The sequence below is a fragment of the Quisquiliibacterium sp. genome, assembly GCF_982640115.1.
The window spans coordinates 1-18,290 of the sequence record NZ_CEXFHW010000031.1; the positions used below are offsets into that span (position 1 = coordinate 1).

Annotated in this window: 18 protein-coding genes; 4 read left to right on the plus strand and 14 right to left on the minus strand. The window is 72.0% G+C overall.

The window, feature by feature from the left end; genetic code table 11:
- Positions 1–470 (minus strand): MFS transporter (locus AC2H6A_RS05650; protein WP_484272169.1); only part of this gene is annotated, 470 nt, incomplete at its 3' end.
- 227 nt (positions 471–697) lie between these two features.
- Between AC2H6A_RS05650 and AC2H6A_RS05655 the strand changes: the two genes are divergently transcribed.
- The 3 genes from AC2H6A_RS05655 (at position 698) to nudC (ending at position 4,260) form a co-directional block, all read left to right on the plus strand.
- On the plus strand, positions 698–2,476 hold the full coding sequence (locus tag AC2H6A_RS05655) for a flavin-containing monooxygenase (protein ID WP_484272170.1): 1,779 nt from the start codon (positions 698–700) through the stop codon (positions 2,474–2,476).
- 20 nt (positions 2,477–2,496) lie between these two features.
- Entirely contained in the window at positions 2,497–3,282 is a 786-nt protein-coding gene (locus AC2H6A_RS05660; protein WP_484272171.1) for a fumarylacetoacetate hydrolase family protein, read from the plus strand.
- Between the two features lie 150 nt (positions 3,283–3,432).
- Positions 3,433–4,260, plus strand: coding sequence for an NAD(+) diphosphatase (gene nudC / locus AC2H6A_RS05665; protein ID WP_484272172.1), 828 nt, complete (start codon positions 3,433–3,435; stop codon positions 4,258–4,260).
- 7 nt (positions 4,261–4,267) lie between these two features.
- On the opposite strand, the gene AC2H6A_RS05670 is transcribed toward nudC, so the two are convergent.
- Both AC2H6A_RS05670 and AC2H6A_RS05675 read right to left on the minus strand, forming a co-directional pair.
- The gene (locus AC2H6A_RS05670; protein WP_484272173.1) at positions 4,268–5,239 is read right to left on the minus strand and encodes a Bug family tripartite tricarboxylate transporter substrate binding protein; all 972 of its coding nucleotides are present in this window, start codon (positions 5,237–5,239) and stop codon (positions 4,268–4,270) included.
- A gap of 71 nt (positions 5,240–5,310) precedes the next feature.
- Complete coding sequence (locus AC2H6A_RS05675) at positions 5,311–6,168, minus strand: sulfurtransferase (RefSeq protein ID WP_484272174.1); 858 nt, start codon at positions 6,166–6,168, stop codon at positions 5,311–5,313.
- Between the two features lie 143 nt (positions 6,169–6,311).
- Here AC2H6A_RS05675 and AC2H6A_RS05680 point away from each other — a divergent pair, with 143 nt between their 5' ends.
- Positions 6,312–7,028 carry a glutathione S-transferase gene (locus AC2H6A_RS05680; RefSeq protein ID WP_484272175.1) on the plus strand — a complete coding sequence of 239 codons (717 nt, stop codon included), beginning with the start codon at positions 6,312–6,314 and terminating at the stop codon, positions 7,026–7,028.
- Here the strand turns inward: AC2H6A_RS05680 and AC2H6A_RS05685 are convergent.
- Genes AC2H6A_RS05685 through AC2H6A_RS05735 form a run of 11 tightly spaced genes read right to left on the minus strand, consistent with a single transcriptional unit; the run spans position 6,989 to position 18,288 of the window.
- Positions 6,989–8,170 carry an oxamate carbamoyltransferase subunit AllG family protein gene (locus AC2H6A_RS05685; RefSeq protein WP_484272176.1) on the minus strand — a complete coding sequence of 394 codons (1,182 nt, stop codon included), beginning with the start codon at positions 8,168–8,170 and terminating at the stop codon, positions 6,989–6,991. The genes AC2H6A_RS05680 and AC2H6A_RS05685 overlap by 40 nt on opposite strands.
- A 5-nt stretch (positions 8,171–8,175) precedes the next feature.
- A complete protein-coding gene (locus tag AC2H6A_RS05690; protein ID WP_484272177.1) occupies positions 8,176–8,913 on the minus strand; it encodes an ABC transporter ATP-binding protein in 738 nt (245 codons plus the stop codon).
- Complete coding sequence (locus tag AC2H6A_RS05695; RefSeq protein WP_484272178.1) at positions 8,910–9,659, minus strand: ABC transporter ATP-binding protein; 750 nt, start codon at positions 9,657–9,659, stop codon at positions 8,910–8,912. Before AC2H6A_RS05695 ends, AC2H6A_RS05690 begins: the two co-directional genes overlap by 4 nt.
- On the minus strand, positions 9,656–10,612 hold the full coding sequence (locus AC2H6A_RS05700; RefSeq protein WP_484272179.1) for a branched-chain amino acid ABC transporter permease: 957 nt from the start codon (positions 10,610–10,612) through the stop codon (positions 9,656–9,658). Before AC2H6A_RS05700 ends, AC2H6A_RS05695 begins: the two co-directional genes overlap by 4 nt.
- Positions 10,609–11,469 carry a branched-chain amino acid ABC transporter permease gene (locus tag AC2H6A_RS05705; protein WP_484272180.1) on the minus strand — a complete coding sequence of 287 codons (861 nt, stop codon included), beginning with the start codon at positions 11,467–11,469 and terminating at the stop codon, positions 10,609–10,611. The genes AC2H6A_RS05700 and AC2H6A_RS05705 overlap by 4 nt, the downstream gene beginning before the upstream one ends.
- A 13-nt stretch (positions 11,470–11,482) precedes the next feature.
- Positions 11,483–12,709, minus strand: coding sequence for an amino acid ABC transporter substrate-binding protein (locus AC2H6A_RS05710; RefSeq protein ID WP_484272181.1), 1,227 nt, complete (start codon positions 12,707–12,709; stop codon positions 11,483–11,485).
- A gap of 37 nt (positions 12,710–12,746) precedes the next feature.
- Positions 12,747–13,307, minus strand: a complete 561-nt coding sequence (locus tag AC2H6A_RS05715; protein WP_484272182.1) for an SRPBCC family protein — start codon at positions 13,305–13,307, stop codon at positions 12,747–12,749.
- The gene (locus AC2H6A_RS05720; RefSeq protein WP_484272183.1) at positions 13,297–13,785 is read right to left on the minus strand and encodes a (2Fe-2S)-binding protein; all 489 of its coding nucleotides are present in this window, start codon (positions 13,783–13,785) and stop codon (positions 13,297–13,299) included. The genes AC2H6A_RS05715 and AC2H6A_RS05720 overlap by 11 nt, the downstream gene beginning before the upstream one ends.
- Positions 13,782–14,615, minus strand: coding sequence for an FAD binding domain-containing protein (locus AC2H6A_RS05725; RefSeq protein ID WP_484272184.1), 834 nt, complete (start codon positions 14,613–14,615; stop codon positions 13,782–13,784). Before AC2H6A_RS05725 ends, AC2H6A_RS05720 begins: the two co-directional genes overlap by 4 nt.
- Positions 14,612–17,002, minus strand: coding sequence for a xanthine dehydrogenase family protein molybdopterin-binding subunit (locus AC2H6A_RS05730; RefSeq protein WP_484272185.1), 2,391 nt, complete (start codon positions 17,000–17,002; stop codon positions 14,612–14,614). The genes AC2H6A_RS05725 and AC2H6A_RS05730 overlap by 4 nt, the downstream gene beginning before the upstream one ends.
- On the minus strand, positions 16,999–18,288 hold the full coding sequence (locus AC2H6A_RS05735) for an amidohydrolase/deacetylase family metallohydrolase (protein WP_484272186.1): 1,290 nt from the start codon (positions 18,286–18,288) through the stop codon (positions 16,999–17,001). The genes AC2H6A_RS05730 and AC2H6A_RS05735 overlap by 4 nt, the downstream gene beginning before the upstream one ends.
- Between the last annotated feature and the right edge of the window lie 2 nt (positions 18,289–18,290).

An 18,290-nucleotide genomic window follows, 5' to 3' on the forward strand; every position in this document is an offset into this window, starting at 1 on the left:
TGCATGCACCAGGCCACCAGAGGCACGAGGATGCCGCCCAGGGCCAGCCCCAGGCCCGAGATGGACAGCGCCCGTGCGCGCTTGCGCTCGAACCAGTGGATGAGCGCGATGTTCAGCGGGAAGTAGCCCGAGAGACTGGAGCCCAGCGCGATCACCAGCACCGCGGCATACAGGCCGGCCAGCGAATCGATCTGGCTGAACAGCATCAGCCCCACGCCGAAGGTGATGATGCCGGCCCGGATCATGTTTTGCGGGCCGAACCTGTCGATCAGCCAGCCCATGGCCGGTCCGATGATCGCGGTCTCGGCCGACTGCATGGCTGACGCGGCCGACAGCGAGGTCTTGCTCCAGCCTTTCTGCTCGATCAGCAGCGAGAAGTAGGCCCCGAAGGACTGATGCAGCAGCGCCGCGTGCAGCATCTGGATGCCGGCGCTGGCGCCGGCCATTTTCCAGCCGTGGAAGATCTTCATCAGGGGGTGGCGGTGCGGCGCGGCAGCGGCGGGTGGTGCGGACGGCAGTGGCGCCCTCGGGGCGCGGCAGACGCAGTGTACCGGCCCGGCGCGCGCCTCTTCCGATTGGTTCGATCGATGAAACCCGGCAGGCAGCCAAGGTCATCGGCGGTCTAGACTGACGGCCTTGCCCCGGTCGGACCCCGCCGCGCGCGGCGCCGGCCCACCCGATCGCCCCGGAGAGCCCGATGGACCGCATCGTCCCCACCGAGACCCCCGTCGCCGCCGCCCTGACGGACTGGCTCGCGGCCTGCAACCAGGCCCTCGCCCGCGGGGATGCCGCCGCAGTGGCGGCACTCTTCGAGCCCGAGGGCCATCTGCGCGATCTGGTCGCCCTGGGCTGGCAGGTGCGCACCGTGAGCGGCCGCGACGCGGTGGCCGCGCTGCTGCGCGAAAGCCTGCCCGCGGCCGGCCTGCGCGGCCTGCGGGTGGCGGCCGGGCGCACTCCGCCGCGCCGCGTGCACCGCGCCGGGCGCGATGTGCTCGAGGCGATGATCGACTTCGACACCGCCCACGGCACCGGGGCAGGCGTGCTGCGCCTGGTCGACGACCCCGAGGGCCCGGGCGGCCTGCGTGCCTGGATCGTGCTGCTCAGCCTGCGTTCACTGCGCGGCCACGAGGAGGCGAGCAATGCCTGCGGCTCGCAGGGCCGCGACCACTACCTGCGCGACTTCGGCGCCGAGAACTGGGAGGACAAGCGCCGGCGCGCGGCCCGCTTCGAGCACCATGATCCGGCGGTGCTGGTGGTGGGCGCGGGCCAGGCCGGGCTGTCGATCGCAGCCCGCCTGGGCCAGCTCGGCGTGGACACGCTGGTGGTCGACCGCGAGGCCCGGGTGGGCGACAACTGGCGCCAGCGCTACCACGCGCTCACCCTGCACAACGAGGTGCATGTCAACCACCTGCCCTACATGCCCTTCCCGACCACCTGGCCGGTGTTCATCCCCAAGGACAAGCTCGCCAACTGGTTCGAGTCGTATGTCGACAGCCTCGACCTTCGGGTGTGGACCGGCACCGAGCTGGTCAGCGGCCACCATGATGCGCAGGCCGGGCGCTGGACGCTCACCCTGCGCCGCGCCGACGGCTCGCAGCGCGAGATGCGCCCGCGCCATGTGATCTTCGCCACCGGCGTGAGCGCCATCCCGGTGATGCCCGATCAGCCCGGGCTGGCCAGCTTTGCCGGCACGGTGATGCACTCCGGCCGATACACCAGCGGCGCGGCCTGGAAGGGCCGCCCGGCGCTGGTGCTGGGCACCGGCAACAGCGGCCATGATGTCGCCCAGGACCTGCATGCCGCCGGCGCGCAGGTCACGCTCATCCAGCGCAGCCCCACCTACGTGGTGAGCATCCAGGAGGCGCAGCGGGTGTACGCGCTCTACGCCGAGGGCATGCCCACCGATGACTGCGACCTGCTCGCCACCGCCATGCCCTACCCGGTGCTGCGGCATGCCTACCAGCTCTCCACGGCGGTCTCGCGCGAGGCCGACCGCGTGCTGCTGCAGGGGCTGGCCGCGCGCGGCTTTCGCCTCACCGAGGGCGAGGACCGCACCGGCTTCCAGATGATGTACCTGCGCCGTGGCGGCGGGTACTACTTCAACGTCGGCTGCTCCGACCTGATCGCCCAGGGCCGTGTCGGCCTGGTGCAGCACGAGGACATCGAGCGCTTCGTCCCGGAAGGCGTGCGGCTCAGGGATGGCCGCGTGCTGCCCGCCGAGCTGCTGGTGATGGCCACCGGCTATCACAACCAGCAGGAGGTGGTGCGCCGCAGCCTGGGCGATGCCGTGGCCGATCGCATCGGCCGGGTCTGGGGCGTGGACACCGACGGCGAGCTGCGCAACCTCTGGCGGCCCACGCCGCAGCCCGGTCTGTGGTTCATCGCCGGCAGCCTCGCGCAGTGCCGCATCTACTCCCGCTTCCTCGCCCTGCAGATCAAGGCGCGCGAGGCGGGCCTTGCTTCCTACGCCAGCTGATTTCGCCCAAGGACCTCCCCATGGAAAGACGCTCGATGATCGGCACCGCGGCCGCGATGGCCACCGGTGCCCTGGCCGGCTGCGCCCTGCCCGGCACCGCCTCGCAGTCGCCCCGCATGCCCTTCGCGGTGCCGGTCACCACCATCCCGATCGCCGGCACCGACATGGTTTTCCCGGTGCGGCGCATCTACTGCATCGGCCGCAACTACGCCGCCCACGCCCGCGAGATGGGCTCGGACCCCACCCGCGAACCGCCCTTCTTCTTCCAGAAGCCCACCGACGCCATCCAGTTCGTGGCCCCGGGCACGCTGGCCGACCATCCCTATCCGCCGCTCACCCGCAACTACCACTACGAGGTCGAGCTGGTGGCGGCGCTGCACAAGGGCGGACGCGATGTGCCGATCGCGCGCGCGCTCGAACTGGTCCATGCCTATGCGCTGGGCCTGGACATGACCCGGCGCGACCTGCAGCGCTTCATGGGCGACCAGAAGAAGCCCTGGGAGATCGGCAAGAGCTTCGACCGCTCCGCGCCGATCGGCCCCTTGCACCTCGCCGCGCGCACCGGCCACTTCACGCAGGGCGCGATCTGGCTCAAGGTCAACGGCCAGACGAAACAGAACGCCAACCTCAACCAGATGATCTGGAGCGTGGCCGAGCAGATCAGCAAGATCTCCGAGGCCTTCGAGCTGATGCCCGGCGACATCATCTACTCCGGCACGCCGGAGAATGTCGGGCCGGTGGTCAAGGGCGACCGTATTGATTGCCACATCGACGGCCTGCCCGATCTCAGCCTGCGCATCACCTGAGCCGGGGAGCGGACCGCGCGCGGCGCGCCGGCGGGGTCGGCGGCCGCCCGCGCCGGTATCATGGCGCGGCCGTCGCCCGGCGGCTTCGCGCCCCCGGGCGCCCTGCCTGTCGAACCCTGCCCGCGTCCTGCCCACCCTGCGAGCCCGCCCATGATCCGCACCCCCGCCGGCTTCAATCCCGCGCTGAACCTCGAGCTGCACGATGACGCCATCGCCCATGTGTTCGTGCGCGATGCCATGGTGCTGTTCAGCGACTCCCCGGGCGCGCTGCCCTGGCGCTTCTACCGCGGCGAGGGCCTTCGCGCCGCCCGCTTCCACGGCATTGGCGAGCATGAAGGCCGCCAGCATGTGGCGGTGGCGCTCGATGACGACATCTCGCCGCGCTCGCTGCCGCCCGGCCTGAAGGCGTCCAATCTGCGCAGCTGGTTCGGCGTGATCGATGACGCCACCCTGGCCATCGCCATGCGCGCCGTGCAGGTGCTGGAGTGGGATCGCACCCACCGCTTCTGCGGCGCCTGCGGCACCCGCACCGAGCAGGCCGACAACGAGCGCGCCAAGCGCTGCCCGGCCTGCAACCTCACGGTGTATCCGCGCATCTCGCCCGCCATGATGGTGCTGGTCACGCGCGGCCGCGAGCTGCTGCTTGGCCGGGGCGTCAATTTCCCTCCCGGCCGCTACAGCGCGCTGGCCGGGTTCCTGGAGGCCGGCGAGACCATCGAGGAGGCGGTGATCCGCGAGGTGCGCGAGGAGGTCAATGTGGAGGTGACCAACCTGCGCTACTTCGGCAGCCAGAGCTGGCCCTTCCCCAACTCGCTGATGATCGCCTTTCAGGCCGAGTACGCTGGCGGCGACATGCGCCACGACCCGGCCGAGCTTGCCGACGCGCAGTGGTTCACGCCCGAGAACCTGCCGCAGCTGCCGCCGCCGCTGAGCATTGCCCGCGCCCTGCTCGACGCCACCCTGGCCGAGCTGCGCTGAGCGGCGCTCACTCCGGCTTGATGTTGCGCTCGCGGATCAGCTTCACCCAGCGGGTTTCTTCACGGGCCATGAACTCGCGGAATTCCGCGGGTGTGGAGGCGCGGATCTCCACCCCCTGTGGCTTGAACTGCTCGATCACCTCGGGGTCGAGGGCCACCTTGGCGATCGCCTTCTGAAGCTTGTCGATGATCGGCCGGGGCGTACCCGCGGGCACGACCATGCCCTGCCAGAAGGTCACCACGAAATCACGCTTGCCGGTGGCTTCGGCCATCGTCGGGATGTCCGGGAAGGCCGGCGAGCGCGCACCGCTGGTGATGGCGATGGCCCGGGTCTTGCCGCTGGCGAGGAAAGGTCTGGCCTCGAGCGCGGCCGAGAACATCATCTGCGCCTGACCGCCGGCCACATCCTGGCCGGCCTGCGCGCCGCCCTTGTAGGGCACATGGGTCAGGTCGATGCCGGTCTCCTGCTTGAGCATCTCGGCGATCAGATGGTTGGTGGCGCCGATGCCCGAGCTGGCGATGTTGAACTTCCCGGGATTGGCCTTCACATGGGCGATCAGTTCGGCCATGGTGCGGGCTGGAAACGCCGCGTTCACATGCAGGATGAACGGCGTGAACGACATCAGCGAGACCAGCTCGAAGCTGCGGTTCGGGTCGTACTGCACCTGGCCGGTGAGGGTGGGATTGATGACCAGCGAGGTGCCGGCCGCGTAGAGGGTGTAGCCGTCGGGGGCTGCCCGGGCCACATGGTTGGAGGCCACGGTGGTGGCCGCGCCGGCCCGGTTGTCGATCAGCACCGGCTTGCCCAGCTCGAGGGCCAGCTTGTTCGCATAGCCCCGCGCCACGGCATCGTTCACGCCGCCCGGCGGATAGGGCACCACCAGGGTGATGGGCTTTTGCGGCCAGTCGGTCTGCGCCGCGGCCGACAGGGGAATGACGACGAGCGCCGCAAGGGCGGCCAGCCACGCCAGGGGTTTCATGCGCGTCTCCTGATCCGGTATGGGTTGGTCGATGCAGTCTAGCCGACGGTGTCCGGACGCCGTGTCCGGATTCAGCCGGTCGACATCGGCAGGCTGGGGTCGGCGGCCCACTCCTGCAGCGAGTTGTCATAGACCTGCACCGCCTCGTGCCCGAGCAGGGCGGTGAGCGCGAAGGCGTCGCCGGTGGCGGCGATGCCGCCGCCGCAGTAGGCGATCACCGGCTGTTGCCGGTCGATGCCGCGTGCCGCGAAGACCTCGCGCAGCGTCGCGGGCGGGAGGTAGCGCCCGCGTTCGTCGAAGAGCGCGGCCGCCGGCAGATTGATGCTGCCGGTGATATGGCCGGGCCGGCCGTAGTGCAGGGCGGCCGTGCCGTCGTGCTGCTCGGCGCGCAGGCAGTTGACCACCACCGCGCTGCCCTGGTCGAGCGCGGCCTGCACACCGTGCCGGTCGGTGAACACCGCCCTTGGCCGGACCGGGAGACGGGTGGCAGACGGATAGCGCACGGGCTCGCGCGACAGCGGCCGGCCCTCGTCGACCCAGGCGCGCTGGCCGCCGTCGAGCACCGCGGCGCGGTCCATGCCGATGGCGCGCAGCAGCCACCACACCCGGGTGGCCCACCACGCGTCGCTCGCCGAGTAGAGCACCACCTCGGTGTCGTCGCCCACGCCCAGCGCCTGGAAGCGGCGCGCCAGATCGTCGGGCGCCGGCGCGGTGAAGCGCAGGCCGTTGGCCGGGTCGGAGAGATCGGCCTGCAGGTCGATCAGCGCGGCCCCCGGCAGGTGGCCTTCCTCGTAGCCTCGCTGGCCGGTCTCCACCCGCAGCCGGTGGGTGCCGGGCTGCGGGTGCAGGAAGGTGGTGCAGTCGAACAGCCGCAGCGTGGGCGAGCCGAGGCGGGCGGCGAGGTCGGCGGGGGTGATCAGGGCAGGCATGGGCGTGGTTCAGGGAGGAGGCAGCCGCCACAGTAGCGGGTTTCAGCGGCGCGGGCCGCCGGCCGCGCGGGCAGCGGGGTTCCACCGGCATGGCCTGCTGTCGGGCCGGTAGGATCGGGGTTCCGATCGTTGCGGGGTGCCCCATGCGCGAACTCTTCATCACCAACAAGAACTACTCGTCCTGGTCGCTGCGGCCCTGGCTGCTGATGACCGAACTGCGCATCGACTTCGCCGAGCGCCTGGTGCCCTTCGGTGCCCATCAGGGTCCCGAAGGCTTCGCGCGCTTCTCGCCCACCGGCCGCGTGCCGGTGCTGCGCGAGGACGAGCTCACGGTCTGGGACTCCCTGGCCATCGTCGACCACCTCGCCGAAGCGCGGCCCGATGTCTGGCCGGCCGAGCGAGCAGCGCGGGCCTGGGCGCGCAGCGCCACCGCCGAGATGCATGGCGGCTTTGCACGGGTCCGTGAGGTCTGCACCATGAACTGCGGCATCCGGGTGGCGCTGCATCCGCAGGATGCGGCCTTTGACGCCGAGTGGGCGCGCATCGACGCGCTCTGGTGCGAGGGCCCGCGCCGCTTCGGCGGGCCCTTCCTGGCCGGTGACCGTTTCACCGCGGTGGATGCCTTCTACGCGCCGGTGGCCTTCCGGGTGCAGACCTATTCGCCGCCGCTGTCGGCCACGGCGATGGCCTATGCCCGGACCCTGCTCGCCCTGCCCGGCATGCAGGCCTGGTATGACGCGGCCCTGGCCGAGACCTGGCGCGACGAGCCGCACGAGGCCGAGGCCCGCGCGGCGGGCCGCTGGCTGCACGACCTGCGGGCTCAGCCGGCCGCGTTGAACAGCGCCATGGGCGGCCGGTAGAGTCCGCGTCCGAGCAGGCCGGTGCGGCCGTCGGCCGCCACCATCGCCAGGGCCACCATCGGCGCGATGCCGGTCTGCTTCACCCGGCTCGCGCGGATGCCCAGCGACCAGGGCGGCTGCAGGGCGGGATGCGCGCGCTCGAGCAGGCGCTGCACATCCGGCAGACCGCCGGGCGGCAATCCGGCGGCCAGCACCGACAGCGGCTCGGGTGCATGCGCCAGGCGCTGAGCGCCGAAGCCAAGCAGGTCGATCACCGCGCTGTCGCCGATCGCGCCCAGGGCCTGCGCCTGCGCCGGTGCGCTGGGCAGCCGCCAGCCGGCGGGCGCGGCGGCGGGCACGCTGATCCAGTCCGATGGGTGGCCGGCCAGCGCGATGCCGAAGCGCTCGCCATTGCCGCCGGCGCGGGTGATCAGGTCGGGCGCATCGCCGCCCTCGGCGGCGCGCAGCAGGCGGGCGCAGGCGGCCATCCAGAGCGTGAGGAAGAAGAGCGGCGTGGCACCCAGCGCCTCGCTCAACGCAGCCGGCAGGCCGTCCTGCCACGCGGCCACCAGCGCGGCATTGGCGGCGGCGGTGCGGCTGTGCAGGTCATCGCCCCCGGCCAGGCCCTGCGCGGCCAGGGGCCACAGCGGCAGCGGCCCGCGCTGCGCGAGCCACTGCGCCAGCGCTGGCGCAAGCACCCGGTCGCGCTCGGTCAGGCGCGCGAGCACGGCCGGGTCGCGATGACCCATGCGGGTATCGGGCCCGCGCAGCGCCGACACCGGCGCCCAGATCAGGTCGGCTGCCGGCCCACCCGCATGGCCCGTGGGGCTGGCGGCATCGCCCACGCCGAAGAGCGGCGTGCCGGCCGAGACCACGGCCGCCAGCGGCGTGACGCAGCCTGCGGTCTGCGCCGGCCGCAGCCGCAGCCAGCCGTCGGCCAGCATCGCCTCGGCCTGGGCCTCGTCGCTGGCCCAGCCCTCGTGCAGGGCCGTGAGCACGGCCGCCGAGCGCAGCGGCGCGGGCGGGCTGCGCGGATCGTGCAGCGGCGGCCCGGCATGCAGCAGTTCGCCCGGCACCAGACCGAGGGCCTCGGCGCCGGTACGCAGCGCGCACCACGCCGGCCGCACCGCGCACAGCGCGTCCAGGCCGGCGGTGGCGGCCACGGTGCTCACACCCCCATGTAGGCGGTGCGCACCCGCGGGTCTTCGGCCAGGGCGCGGCTTTCGCCGGCGAAGGCGGTGCGGCCCGATTCGATCACCACGCCGGTGTGGGCGAGTTCGAAGGCGGTGAACACATCCTGCTCGACCAGCAGGATGGTCAGCCCGGCACGGTTGATCTCGAGCAGCGACTGCGAGAGCTTTTCCACCGCGCGCGGCGCGAGGCCCAGCGAGAGCTCGTCGATCATCAGCAGCGTGGGCCGCGACATCAGGCCACGGCCGATCGCGCACATCTGCTGCTCGCCGCCCGAGAGCGTGCTCGCGTCCTGCTGGGCGCGCTCGGCCAGGATCGGGAACAGGCCGTAGACCCATTCCAGGTCCTTCTGGATGTCGGCCCGGCTGTCGCGACGCAGGTAGGCGCCGAGCAGCAGGTTGTCGCGAACCGACAGGCCGCGGAACAGCCGGCGGCCCTCCGGCACATGGGCGATGCCGGCGCGCAGCATCGCCTCGGCGTTCTGGCCGGTGAGCGTCTGGCCGCCGAAGCGCATGCTGCCGGCGCGCGGCCGGATCATGCCCGACAGCGCCCGCAGCAGCGTGGTCTTGCCCGCGCCATTGGAGCCCACCACGCAGGCGATCTGGCCGGCGCGAACCTGCAGGTCGACGCCCCAGAGCACCTGCACATCGCCGTAGCCGGCCTGCAGCCCCTGCACCTCGAGCAGGGTTTCCTGGTTGCTGGCGGGTGTGCTCATGCCGCGGCCATCCGTCGTGCGTACTGCGTGCCGAGGTAGGCCTCGATCACCCGCGGATCGTTGGCCACCGCCTGCGGCTCGCCGCTGGCGATCAGCTCGCCATGGTGCAGCACCAGCAGCTCCTCGCACAGCGAGAACACCACCTTCATCAGGTGCTCGATCAGCATCACCGTGATGCCGCGTGCGGCGATCGCGCGGATGAGCGCGATCGCCTCGACGATCTCGGCGCTGTTCAGGCCGGCGTTGACCTCGTCGAGCAGCAGCAGCCGCGGGCGCATGGCCAGCGACTTGGCCAGTTCCAGGCGCTTGCGCGAGGGCAGCGTGAGCGAGGCCGCCGGCCGCCCGGCGAGCGGCCCCAGGCCGACGAACTCGAGGTGGGCGCGGGCCTGCTCGAAGGCCTCGGCACGGCTTGCGGCCTGCGCCGCGAACATGGCGCCGGCCGCGACATTCTCGAGCACGGTCATCTGCGGGAAGGGCTGGACGATCTGGAAGGTGCGCGAGAGGCCGCGGCGCGCCGACTCGAAGGGCCGCTGGCCCGAGACATCCTCGCCCATGAAACGGATGCTGCCGGCGCTGGCCCGGTGCACGCCGGTGACCAGGTTGACCAGCGTGGTCTTGCCCGCGCCGTTGGGCCCGATCAGGCCGACGATGCGACCAGGCTGCAGGGCGAAGCTCACCCCGCTCACCGCAGCCACGCCGCCGAAGCGCTTGGTGAGGCCGTTCACCTCGAGCAGGGGTGCGCTCATGAGGCCGCTCCGGTCTTCAGTCGCCGCGCTGCCAGCCGGCCGAGCACACCGCCCGGCAGGAAGAAGATCAGCAGCACCACCACGATGCCGAGCGCGGCCTGGTTGTAGTCGAGGAAGCGCGACCACACCGCCTGCTCGATGACCACGAAGCTGGTGGCGCCGATCACCGGCCCGAGCACGGTGCCGGCGCCGCCGAGCAGCACCATCACCGGCACCTTCAGGGTGAGCAGGATGGAGAACGCGTCGCCCGGCGAGATGTAGGCCGTCCACGAGGCCGAGATCGCGCCGACGGTGCCGCACAGCAGGGCCGAGAGCGTGAAGGCCGCGGTCTTGTAGCGGGTGACATCCACGCCCACCATGTCGGCGGCATCCTCGTTCTGCTGGATGCAGCGCAGCCCGAAGCCCAGGCGGCCGCGCTCGACCCACAGCGTCATCAGGAAGGCGAGCAGCATCACCGCCAGCATCGCGTACAGGAACACCTTGCCGGCGAAGGCCGGCCCGCCCGGCAGGATCGGCAGGTTCAGGCCCTCGCCGCCGCCGGTCAGGCCCGACCACGACGAGGCGATCAGCCGCAGCACCTCCACGATGGAGATCGAGCCCACCGCGAAGTAGTGGCCCTTCATGCGCAGGATCCCCAGGCCGAGCAGCGCGGCGAACACGCCGGTGATCGCCGTGGCGCCCGCCCAGGCCGCCACCATGGGCACGCCGGCGTTCTGCAGCAGCGCACCGGCATAGGCGCCCAGGCCGACGAAGGCCGCGGTGGCGAACGACGGGTAGCCGGCGTAGCCGCCGATGAGGTTCCATGACAGCGCCAGCCCGCAGTACATCGCGACGAAGGTGGCCTGCTGCGTGAAGTAGTTGTTGCCCGTGAGCGGCGTGAGCGCGAGCGCCAACGCCAGCACGGCGAACAGCGCCACGGGCCGGCGCAGGGCGGCAATCTCGGCGGTGATCATTCATACCCCCTTTTGCCGAGCAGGCCGGTGGGCCGGGTCATCAGCAGCACCAGCATCAGCAGGAAGCCGATCAGCACCGCGTTCTGCGGCCCGAACCAGTGGCCCGCGAAGGACTCGATCAGGCCCAGCGCGATGCCGCCGGCGAGCGCGCCCGGCACCGTGCCCAGGCCGCCGATCACGCACACCACGAAGGCCTTGCCCAGCAGCAGGCCGGAGAGGTTGGTGGTGACCGGAAACACCATGGCGAGCAGCGCACCGCAGGCGCCGGCCAGGGCCGCGCCGATGGCGAAGGTCATGGCGTAGACCCGGTCGATGCGGATGCCCATCAGCTCGGCGGCGTCGCGGTCCATGCGCACCGCCACGATCGCGCGACCGGCGCGCGAGCTGCGCATCACCGCATAGAGCAGCCCGGTGAGGCCCAGCGCGAGCGCAAAGGCCACGATGCGGTCCCAGGCCACCACCACTTCGCCCAGCGGCAGGGTGCCGAGGTCGAGCGTGACCCGCCGCGGCGTGGCCTCGAACACCACATTCATGGCGTTGTAGAGGATGAGGTCGAGCCCGAAGGTGACCGTGAGCGTGGTGAGCACCGGCTGACGCACCAGCCGGTTGATCATGGTGGCCTGGATCACCCAGCCAAGCAGGAAGGTGAACGCGGCCACCGGCAGCAGCGCCAGCAGCGGGTGCACCTTCCAGTTCAGCCACGCGAACCAGGTCAGATAGCCGCCCAGGATGATCAGCGAGCCGTGCAGCATGTTGATCACGTTGAGCACGCCCCAGACCAGCGAGAAGCCCACCGCAAGGCACGCATAGAGCGCGCCCAGCGTGAGGCCGTTGACGAGGACCTGGAAGTAGATCATCGGGCGGCCGTCTTCACTGCGCCGGCATCGGCACCAGGGTGCCGGCCTTGATCGCCTCGGGGAACAGCGGCACCACCTTGCCGTCGCGCACCTGCACGATCGGCAGATCGCGCCCGCCGTTCATGCCGTTGCTGCCGAAGCGGATCGGGCCGTAGAAGGTGAGGATGTCGAGCTTGGCCAGCGCGTCGCGCACCTTGGCGCGGTCGAGCGTGCCGGCGCGCTCGATCGCCTTCTGCAGCGCCACCAGCGCCGCCGCGGCCGAGGCATGGACATAGTCCGGGTCCTTCTTCTCGCGGGCCACGAACTCCTTGTAGAAGGCCTCGGTCGAGCCGAACACATCGTCGCTCTTGTAGGTGAGCGAGTGGTGCCACCACGAGGCGCTGGTCACGCCCTCGGCGAGCTTGCCCAGGCCATCGACGAACTCGCGATAGGCCGGGCCGGTGATCATGGTGACCACCGGCGCGGTGAGCTTGATGTCGGCCATCTGCTTGCGTGCCAGGATCAGGTCCTGGGTGTAGCCGGTGATGTAGATCCACTGCGGGGCGGCGGCCTTGATGCGCGACAGCGCCGCGGCGTGGTCGAGCGTGCCCACCGGATAGAGGTCGTTGTAGACCACCTCCAGCCCGGCGGCCTCGGCGGCCTTCTTCATCTCGGCGGCCATGGCGCGCGGGAACACATCCTCGCGGCCCAGGATGGCGATGCGCTTGAGGCCCGGGATCTGGCGCGGGAACATCGCGGCCATGTTCTGCACGATGCCGCCGTTGGGCGCCAGGGTGCCGAACATGTACTGATAGCCCTGGTTGAACACCGATTCGCTGGAGGCCACCGAGGCCATCACCGGCACGCCGTAGCGCTCGGCCACGCCGGCCACCACCTTGGTGTGGCCCGAGCCGAAGGGCGAGGTGAGGAAGTCGACCTTGTCCTGGGTGATCAGCCGCTCGGCGATCTGCTGCGCACGCTTCTCGTCGGACTGGTAGTCGTACTTGATGAGCTCCACGCGCAGCTTGCGGTTGCCCACCGCGATGCCGCCGGCGGCATTGACCCGCTTGAGCCACATGTCATAGGCGATCTCCTGCTTCTTGCCTTCGTCGGCGAGGCCGCCCGTGAGCGCCAGCGGCGCGCCGATGCGCACCACATCCTGGGCGATGGCGGCCGGCCCGATGACCAGGCCGAGACACAGCGCCGCGGCCTGCGCAAGACGCGCCAGCAGGCGCGAGGGCTTCGGGGTTGGGGTTTCCATGGTGACTCCTGCGAGGGGTGGGATGGGAGACGGGAGCTCAGGACTTCAGGCCGAGCCGGACGAGCAGGCCGGCAAGGCGCGCCTTCAGGGCCGCCCACAGCAGCGGGCCGAGCGACAGGGGCGTGGCGGGCGCGGGCGCGGCGGCCTCCAGCTCCGCCAGTCGCGCCTGCAGCGACTGCGCGAACTGCGCGGTGAGCGCGGCGGCCAGCTCGCGCACGATCCCGGCGCGACCGAACTGCGCCAGCGCGCCGGTGAGCGCGTAGTCGATGCTCACGCGTACCTCGGTGCCGCCCAGCTCGTCGTCGGCGAGCACGAAGGCGGCGCTGCCCTTGACCCGCGACTGGGTCTTGCGGTCGGCGGCCTGGCCCTCGAAGCGGCCGCTGTGCGCCGCATCATCGAGCGCCAGCCGGCCGCTGCCAGTGAAGCTTGCCGCGATCGGGCCCAGGCGTACATCGAAGCGCAGCGGCCACGCGCCGTCCTGCTCGGGCCCGTCGAGCGAAGCGCCGGGCAGGCAGGACACCAGCAGCGGCACATCGCGGAAGGCCGGCCAGGTGCGGGCCGCCGTCGCGCCCAGGCGGAAGCGCTGTTCAAGCTGCATCGACCGCTCCCGCGCGGCGCTGCGCCAGCACCCGCTGGATGGCGAGCACGATGCCGCGATACCCGGTGCAGCGGCACAGGTTGCCCGCGAGCTCCAGCCGGATGCGATCGGCGTCGGCCTCGGGCAGGCGCGTGACGATGTCGTGGGCGGTGGCCAGCATGCCGGGCGTGCAGTAGCCGCACTGCAGCGCGTGCTCCTGGCTGAAGGCCTCGCGCAGCTGCGCCATCACCGGATCGTCGCCCCAGCCTTCGATGGTGCGCACCGCGCGTCCGTCGCAGGCCGCGGCCAGGGTGATGCACGAGCGCGCGGGCGCACCGTCGATCATCACGGTGCAGGCGCCGCAGACCCCATGCTCACAGCCCAGGTGCGTGCCGGTGAGGCCTTCGGTCTCGCGCAGGTGGTCGGCGAGCGAGCAGCGCGGCTCGACCTGCGCGCTGCGGGTCTCGCCGTTGAGGGTGAGCGTGATCGGCAGGGTCATGGCGTGGTCTCCGGGCCCGGCCGGGCATCGAGCTGCGCGAAGGCGCGGGCGAGCATCACCGACTGCAGCTGGCGCCGGTAGGGGTCGGTGAGGCCGATGGCATCGAAGAGCGCGGTCTGCCCCGCGCGCTCGCGCAGCGCCGCCACCTCGGCCGCGCCGCTCACCACCGCCGGCGCGCCGTCGAGCGCGCCGATCACCAGCCGCGCGATCGCCTGCGCGGGGTCGGTCCAGATCGCCACCATCGCCTCGGCGAACTCGCCGGGTTTGCGGCACTGCTTGCGATAGGCCCAGCGGGCCTGCGGCGAGAGCACCGGCCAGTCGATCTCGACGATCAGTTCGTCATCGGCCAGCGCGGTGGTGAAGGCCGCCAGAAAGAAGTCGGTGGCCGCCACCCGGCGCGCACCGCGCGGGCCGAGCACATGGATGCCGGCATCGAGCAGGCAGGCAGTGCTCACCCAGTCGGCGGCCGGATCGGCGTGGGCCAGACTGCCGCCGAGCGTGCCGCGGTTGCGCACCGCGCGGTAGGCGATGCCGGCGGCCACCTGCGGCAGCAGGCCGCGGCTGGGTGCCGCCCCCTCGCCGTCCTCGACGCGGGCGTGGGTGAGCGCCGCGCCGGTCACGAAGCGCCCGTCGCGCAGGCCGGCCCGGGTGAGCGCGGGCATGCGCGAGACATCGAGCAGCAGCGCCGGTTGCGCCAGGCGCAGGTTCATCATCGGCCCCAGCGACTGGGTGCCGGCGCAGACCTTGGCCATGCCCTCGGCGGCGGCCAGCCGGCCGACCGCCTCGGCGGGCTCGGCGCAGGCCGCGTACTGCAGATCGGCGGCCTTCATGGCGGGCTCACCGCGCCAGCCTGGCGCAGCGCCTCGAGAATGCGCCGCGGCGTGGCCGGGCACTCGGTGATCTCCACGCCCAGCGCGGCCAGGGCGTCGTTGATCGCGTTGACGATCGCCGCCGGCGGCGCGATCGCACCGCCCTCGCCCAGGCCTTTCTGGCCGAACCAGGTGTGCGGCGAGGGCGTCTCCATGTGGTCGAGCCGGGCCATCGGCACCTCGGTGGCGCCGGGCAGCAGGTAGTCGGCCAGCGTGGAGGCCAGCGGCTGGCCCTCGCCGTCGTAGGGCATCTCCTCGTAGAGCGCGGTGCCGATGCCCTGCGCCAGGCCGCCGAGGATCTGGCCGTCGACCACCAGCGGATTGATCAGCGTGCCGCCGTCCTCGCAGATGACATAGTCGAGCAGATCCACCGTGCCCAGAGCCGGGTCCACCGCCACCGCCACCGCGTGCGCGGCATAGCTGAAGGTGCCGGTGTCAGGGTTTGCCTTGTAGCCGGTGCTCACTTCCAGGCCGCCGGGGTCGACGCCGGCAGGCATGCGCTGCGGCTGCCGGTACCAGGCATGGGCCACCTCGCGCAGACTCAGCTGACGGCCGCTGCCCGGGTCGGTGATGGCGCCGTCAGCCAGCCTCAGGCCCTGCGCCGGTGCCTCGAGCAGAGCCGCGGCGATCGCCCGTACCCGGCCCGCGAGGGCCTCGCAGGCCTGGGCCACCGCGCCGCCGGACATCACCGCGCAGCGCGAGCCCCAGGTGCCGGTGGAGTAGGGCGACAGCGCGGTGTCGCCGTGCACCAGCCGCACCTCGTCTTCGGCGATGCCGAGCACGGTGTGCGCCACCTGCGCCAGGGTGGTCTCCATGCCCTGGCCGTGGGAGTGCGCGCCAATGCGCAGTTCGAGCACGCCGTCGGGGGTGAGCCGGGCGTGGCAGCCCTCGTGGCCGGGCACCATCGGGATGCCCCAGCCGTGATAGACCGAGGTGCCGTGCGCGGCCTGCTCGCAGTACACCGCGTGGCCCACGCCGATGCGCCGGCCGTCGGCCTCGCCACGGGCCTGTCGGGCCCGCCAGGCCGGCAGATCAAGGGCGGCCAGCGCGCGGCGCAGGGCCTGCGGGTAGTCGCCGCTGTCGAACTGCTTGCGGGTGATGTTCTCGAACGGCATCTGCTCGGGCCGCACCAGGTTGGCCAGGCGCACCGCGTGCGGCTCGAGGCCGGCCTCGCGGGCCAGCGCGTCGAGCGTGACCTCCAGCGCGAAGCACACGCCGGTGCGGGCCACGCCGCGGTAGGGCAGGATGGGCGGCTTGTTGGTGGCCACCGACCAGGTGAGGCAGCGGTAGGCCTCCATCTGGTAGGGCCCGGGCAGGATCGAGCCCACCTGCGCCGCCTCCAGGCAGGCCGAGAACGGGTAGGACGAGTAGGCGCCGGAGTCGACCGTGGCCTCGCAGTCGATCGCCAGCAGGCGGCCGTCGCGCTCGGCGTAGAGCGTGATGTCGTAGTCGTGCTCGCGGCAGTTGGTGCTGGCGGTGAGCTGCTCGCGGCGGTCTTCCAGCCAGCGCACCGGGCGCCGCTTGTGCATGGCCAGCCAGGCCAGGCACACCTCCTCGGGCAGCAGGATGCCCTTGTAGCCGAAGCCGCCGCCGACATCGGGCGCGATCACGCGGATGCGGCCCTGGTCGATGCCCAGGCACTCCGAGAGACCGGCACGGTTGATGTGCGGCATCTGCGCGGCGCTGTGCATCACCAGCTGCTCCAGCCGGCTGTCCCATTCGCAGAGCACCGCGCGGCCCTCCAGCGGCGCCATGCTCTGGCGCGCGGTGCGGATGTGCCGGCGCACCTTGAGCGGCGCGCGCTCGCGCACCGCGTCCAGGCGGGTGTCGACGCGGGTCTCGAGGAAGATGTTGTCCTGCCAGTGTTCGTGCACCAGCGCCGGCGGGTTCGGGCCGCGGGCCTGCAGCATGTCGACCACCGCCGGCAGCTCGTCGAGCTCGAGCTCGACCTGCGCGGCGATGTCCTCGGCCTGCGCGCGCGTGGCGGCCACGCACATCGCCACCGCCTCGCCCACCTGACGGACCTTGTCGCGGGCCAGCGGCCACTGCTCCGACACCTTGAAGCCGGGCAGGCCCGACACGGCACGGATCGGGGCCACGCCCACCAGGTCGTCCATGGTGAAGACCGAGGCGGCCAGCCCCTCGGGCTTGATCACGCGCCGCAGCCGGCCGTGGGCAAGCGGCGAGCGCACGAAGGCCACCTCGAGCATGCCGGGCAGGCGCAGGTCGCCCACGAAGCGGCCCTCGCCCTTGAGGAAGCGGCCGTCCTCCTTGCGGCGCAGCGCCGCGCCCACGCCCTGCCCGGGGCGCGCGCGGGCGGCGAGGTGCCGGGCGTCGCTCTCGTTCATGCCGCCTCGCTCACCGGCAGGATCGGGGCGTCGGCATCGAAACGCACACCCTCGCGCAGGCAGAAGTCGGGCCGCAGCAGGCGCTCGGCCGTGAGGCGCGTGTCCTCGTTGTCGCGCAGCGCGAAGCGGCCGCGCTCGTCGTGCAGCACGCTGACATCGGCCGGGCAGCCCGGGGCGAGCGTGCCGAGCTCGGCCGGCAGCCCGAAGATGTCGACCACATGGCTGGTCACCATGCGCACCACCTGGCCGATCGGCAGGCCCAGCGCCAGCATCGCGGTCATGGCCGAGGTCAGCGAGAAGCGGGTCTGGCCGAAGAACATGTGCTCGGTGTCGCTGTGCTGCTCGGGCGTGCCCGCCGGCGCCGGCACATGGGTGTTGTAGCCGTGCATGTCGGCGCCCAGGGTGTCGGGCACGATGCCCGCGTCGAGCGCGATGCGGGCCATGCGGTAGCTGAAGTGCGAGCCGTGGCCCACATCCACCTTCAGGCCGCGGGCGAGCGCTTCGCGCACGATCGCGTGCACCTTGCCGTTGCGGTCGACGAAGCCGCCGGGGTGGCGGGTGAACGGATGGGCCAGGATGTCGCCGGCCTTCAGCAGCGGCACCACCTCGGCAAGGATCTGGTCGGGATCGACGCCGTTGGTGCCCTCCGCAGGCAGCGGCCAGAGCTGGCCGAAGTGGATGTAGAGCGGCTTGTCGGCGCGCCGCGCGATCTCTGCGGCCTGCTGCATCACGGCGATGCCCCAGCGCGCGAAGCCGCCGAGTTCGGCGTGCGCCTTGAAGCCCTTGACGATGTCGGCATTGGCCTGCGCCGCGCGCACCGTGGCCTCGACATCGACGCAGTCGGGCTTGTAGAGCGCGGGGTAGTAGTGGCCCTCCATGCCGCCGACCAGATAGGCCGACAGGTAGGCGAATACCCGCGTCTGCTTGGCCTTGACCACATGCTCGCGGAACGCCGGCAGGGTCATGCACGAGGGCCCGCCCTGGTCGATCAGGGTGGTCACCCCGGAGCGCACGCCGCACAGGTCGGCTTCCAGGCCGAAGCGGCCGGTCACGTACTGGAAGACATGGGCGTGGGTGTCGATCATCCCGGGGATGACCAGCCGGCCGCGCACATCGATGCGCTGGCGGGCCTGCGCCGCCGCGCCGGGCGCGAGCACGGCTGCCACCCGGCCATCGCGGATCGCGAGGTCATGCGGGCCGTCGAGGCCCTGGCGGGGATCGATCAGATGGCCGCCGGTGAGCAGCAGATCGAAGGGTCGGGGGTCGAAGGCGATGGGCTGCGCCATGG

Bases quoted from the DNA above. Each gene is read 5' to 3' on its own strand.
- AC2H6A_RS05655 (WP_484272170.1), top strand. From the start codon at position 698: ATGGACCGCATCGTCCCCACCGAGACCCCCGTCGCCGCCGCCCTGACG.
- AC2H6A_RS05660 (WP_484272171.1), top strand. From the start codon at position 2,497: ATGGAAAGACGCTCGATGATCGGCACCGCGGCCGCGATGGCCACCGGT.
- nudC (WP_484272172.1), top strand. From the start codon at position 3,433: ATGATCCGCACCCCCGCCGGCTTCAATCCCGCGCTGAACCTCGAGCTG.
- AC2H6A_RS05670 (WP_484272173.1), bottom strand. From the start codon at position 5,239: ATGAAACCCCTGGCGTGGCTGGCCGCCCTTGCGGCGCTCGTCGTCATT.
- AC2H6A_RS05675 (WP_484272174.1), bottom strand. From the start codon at position 6,168: ATGCCTGCCCTGATCACCCCCGCCGACCTCGCCGCCCGCCTCGGCTCG.
- AC2H6A_RS05680 (WP_484272175.1), top strand. From the start codon at position 6,312: ATGCGCGAACTCTTCATCACCAACAAGAACTACTCGTCCTGGTCGCTG.
- AC2H6A_RS05690 (WP_484272177.1), bottom strand. From the start codon at position 8,913: ATGAGCACACCCGCCAGCAACCAGGAAACCCTGCTCGAGGTGCAGGGG.
- AC2H6A_RS05695 (WP_484272178.1), bottom strand. From the start codon at position 9,659: ATGAGCGCACCCCTGCTCGAGGTGAACGGCCTCACCAAGCGCTTCGGC.
- AC2H6A_RS05700 (WP_484272179.1), bottom strand. From the start codon at position 10,612: ATGATCACCGCCGAGATTGCCGCCCTGCGCCGGCCCGTGGCGCTGTTC.
- AC2H6A_RS05705 (WP_484272180.1), bottom strand. From the start codon at position 11,469: ATGATCTACTTCCAGGTCCTCGTCAACGGCCTCACGCTGGGCGCGCTC.
- AC2H6A_RS05710 (WP_484272181.1), bottom strand. From the start codon at position 12,709: ATGGAAACCCCAACCCCGAAGCCCTCGCGCCTGCTGGCGCGTCTTGCG.
- AC2H6A_RS05715 (WP_484272182.1), bottom strand. From the start codon at position 13,307: ATGCAGCTTGAACAGCGCTTCCGCCTGGGCGCGACGGCGGCCCGCACC.
- AC2H6A_RS05720 (WP_484272183.1), bottom strand. From the start codon at position 13,785: ATGACCCTGCCGATCACGCTCACCCTCAACGGCGAGACCCGCAGCGCG.
- AC2H6A_RS05725 (WP_484272184.1), bottom strand. From the start codon at position 14,615: ATGAAGGCCGCCGATCTGCAGTACGCGGCCTGCGCCGAGCCCGCCGAG.
- AC2H6A_RS05730 (WP_484272185.1), bottom strand. From the start codon at position 17,002: ATGAACGAGAGCGACGCCCGGCACCTCGCCGCCCGCGCGCGCCCCGGG.
- AC2H6A_RS05735 (WP_484272186.1), bottom strand. From the start codon at position 18,288: ATGGCGCAGCCCATCGCCTTCGACCCCCGACCCTTCGATCTGCTGCTC.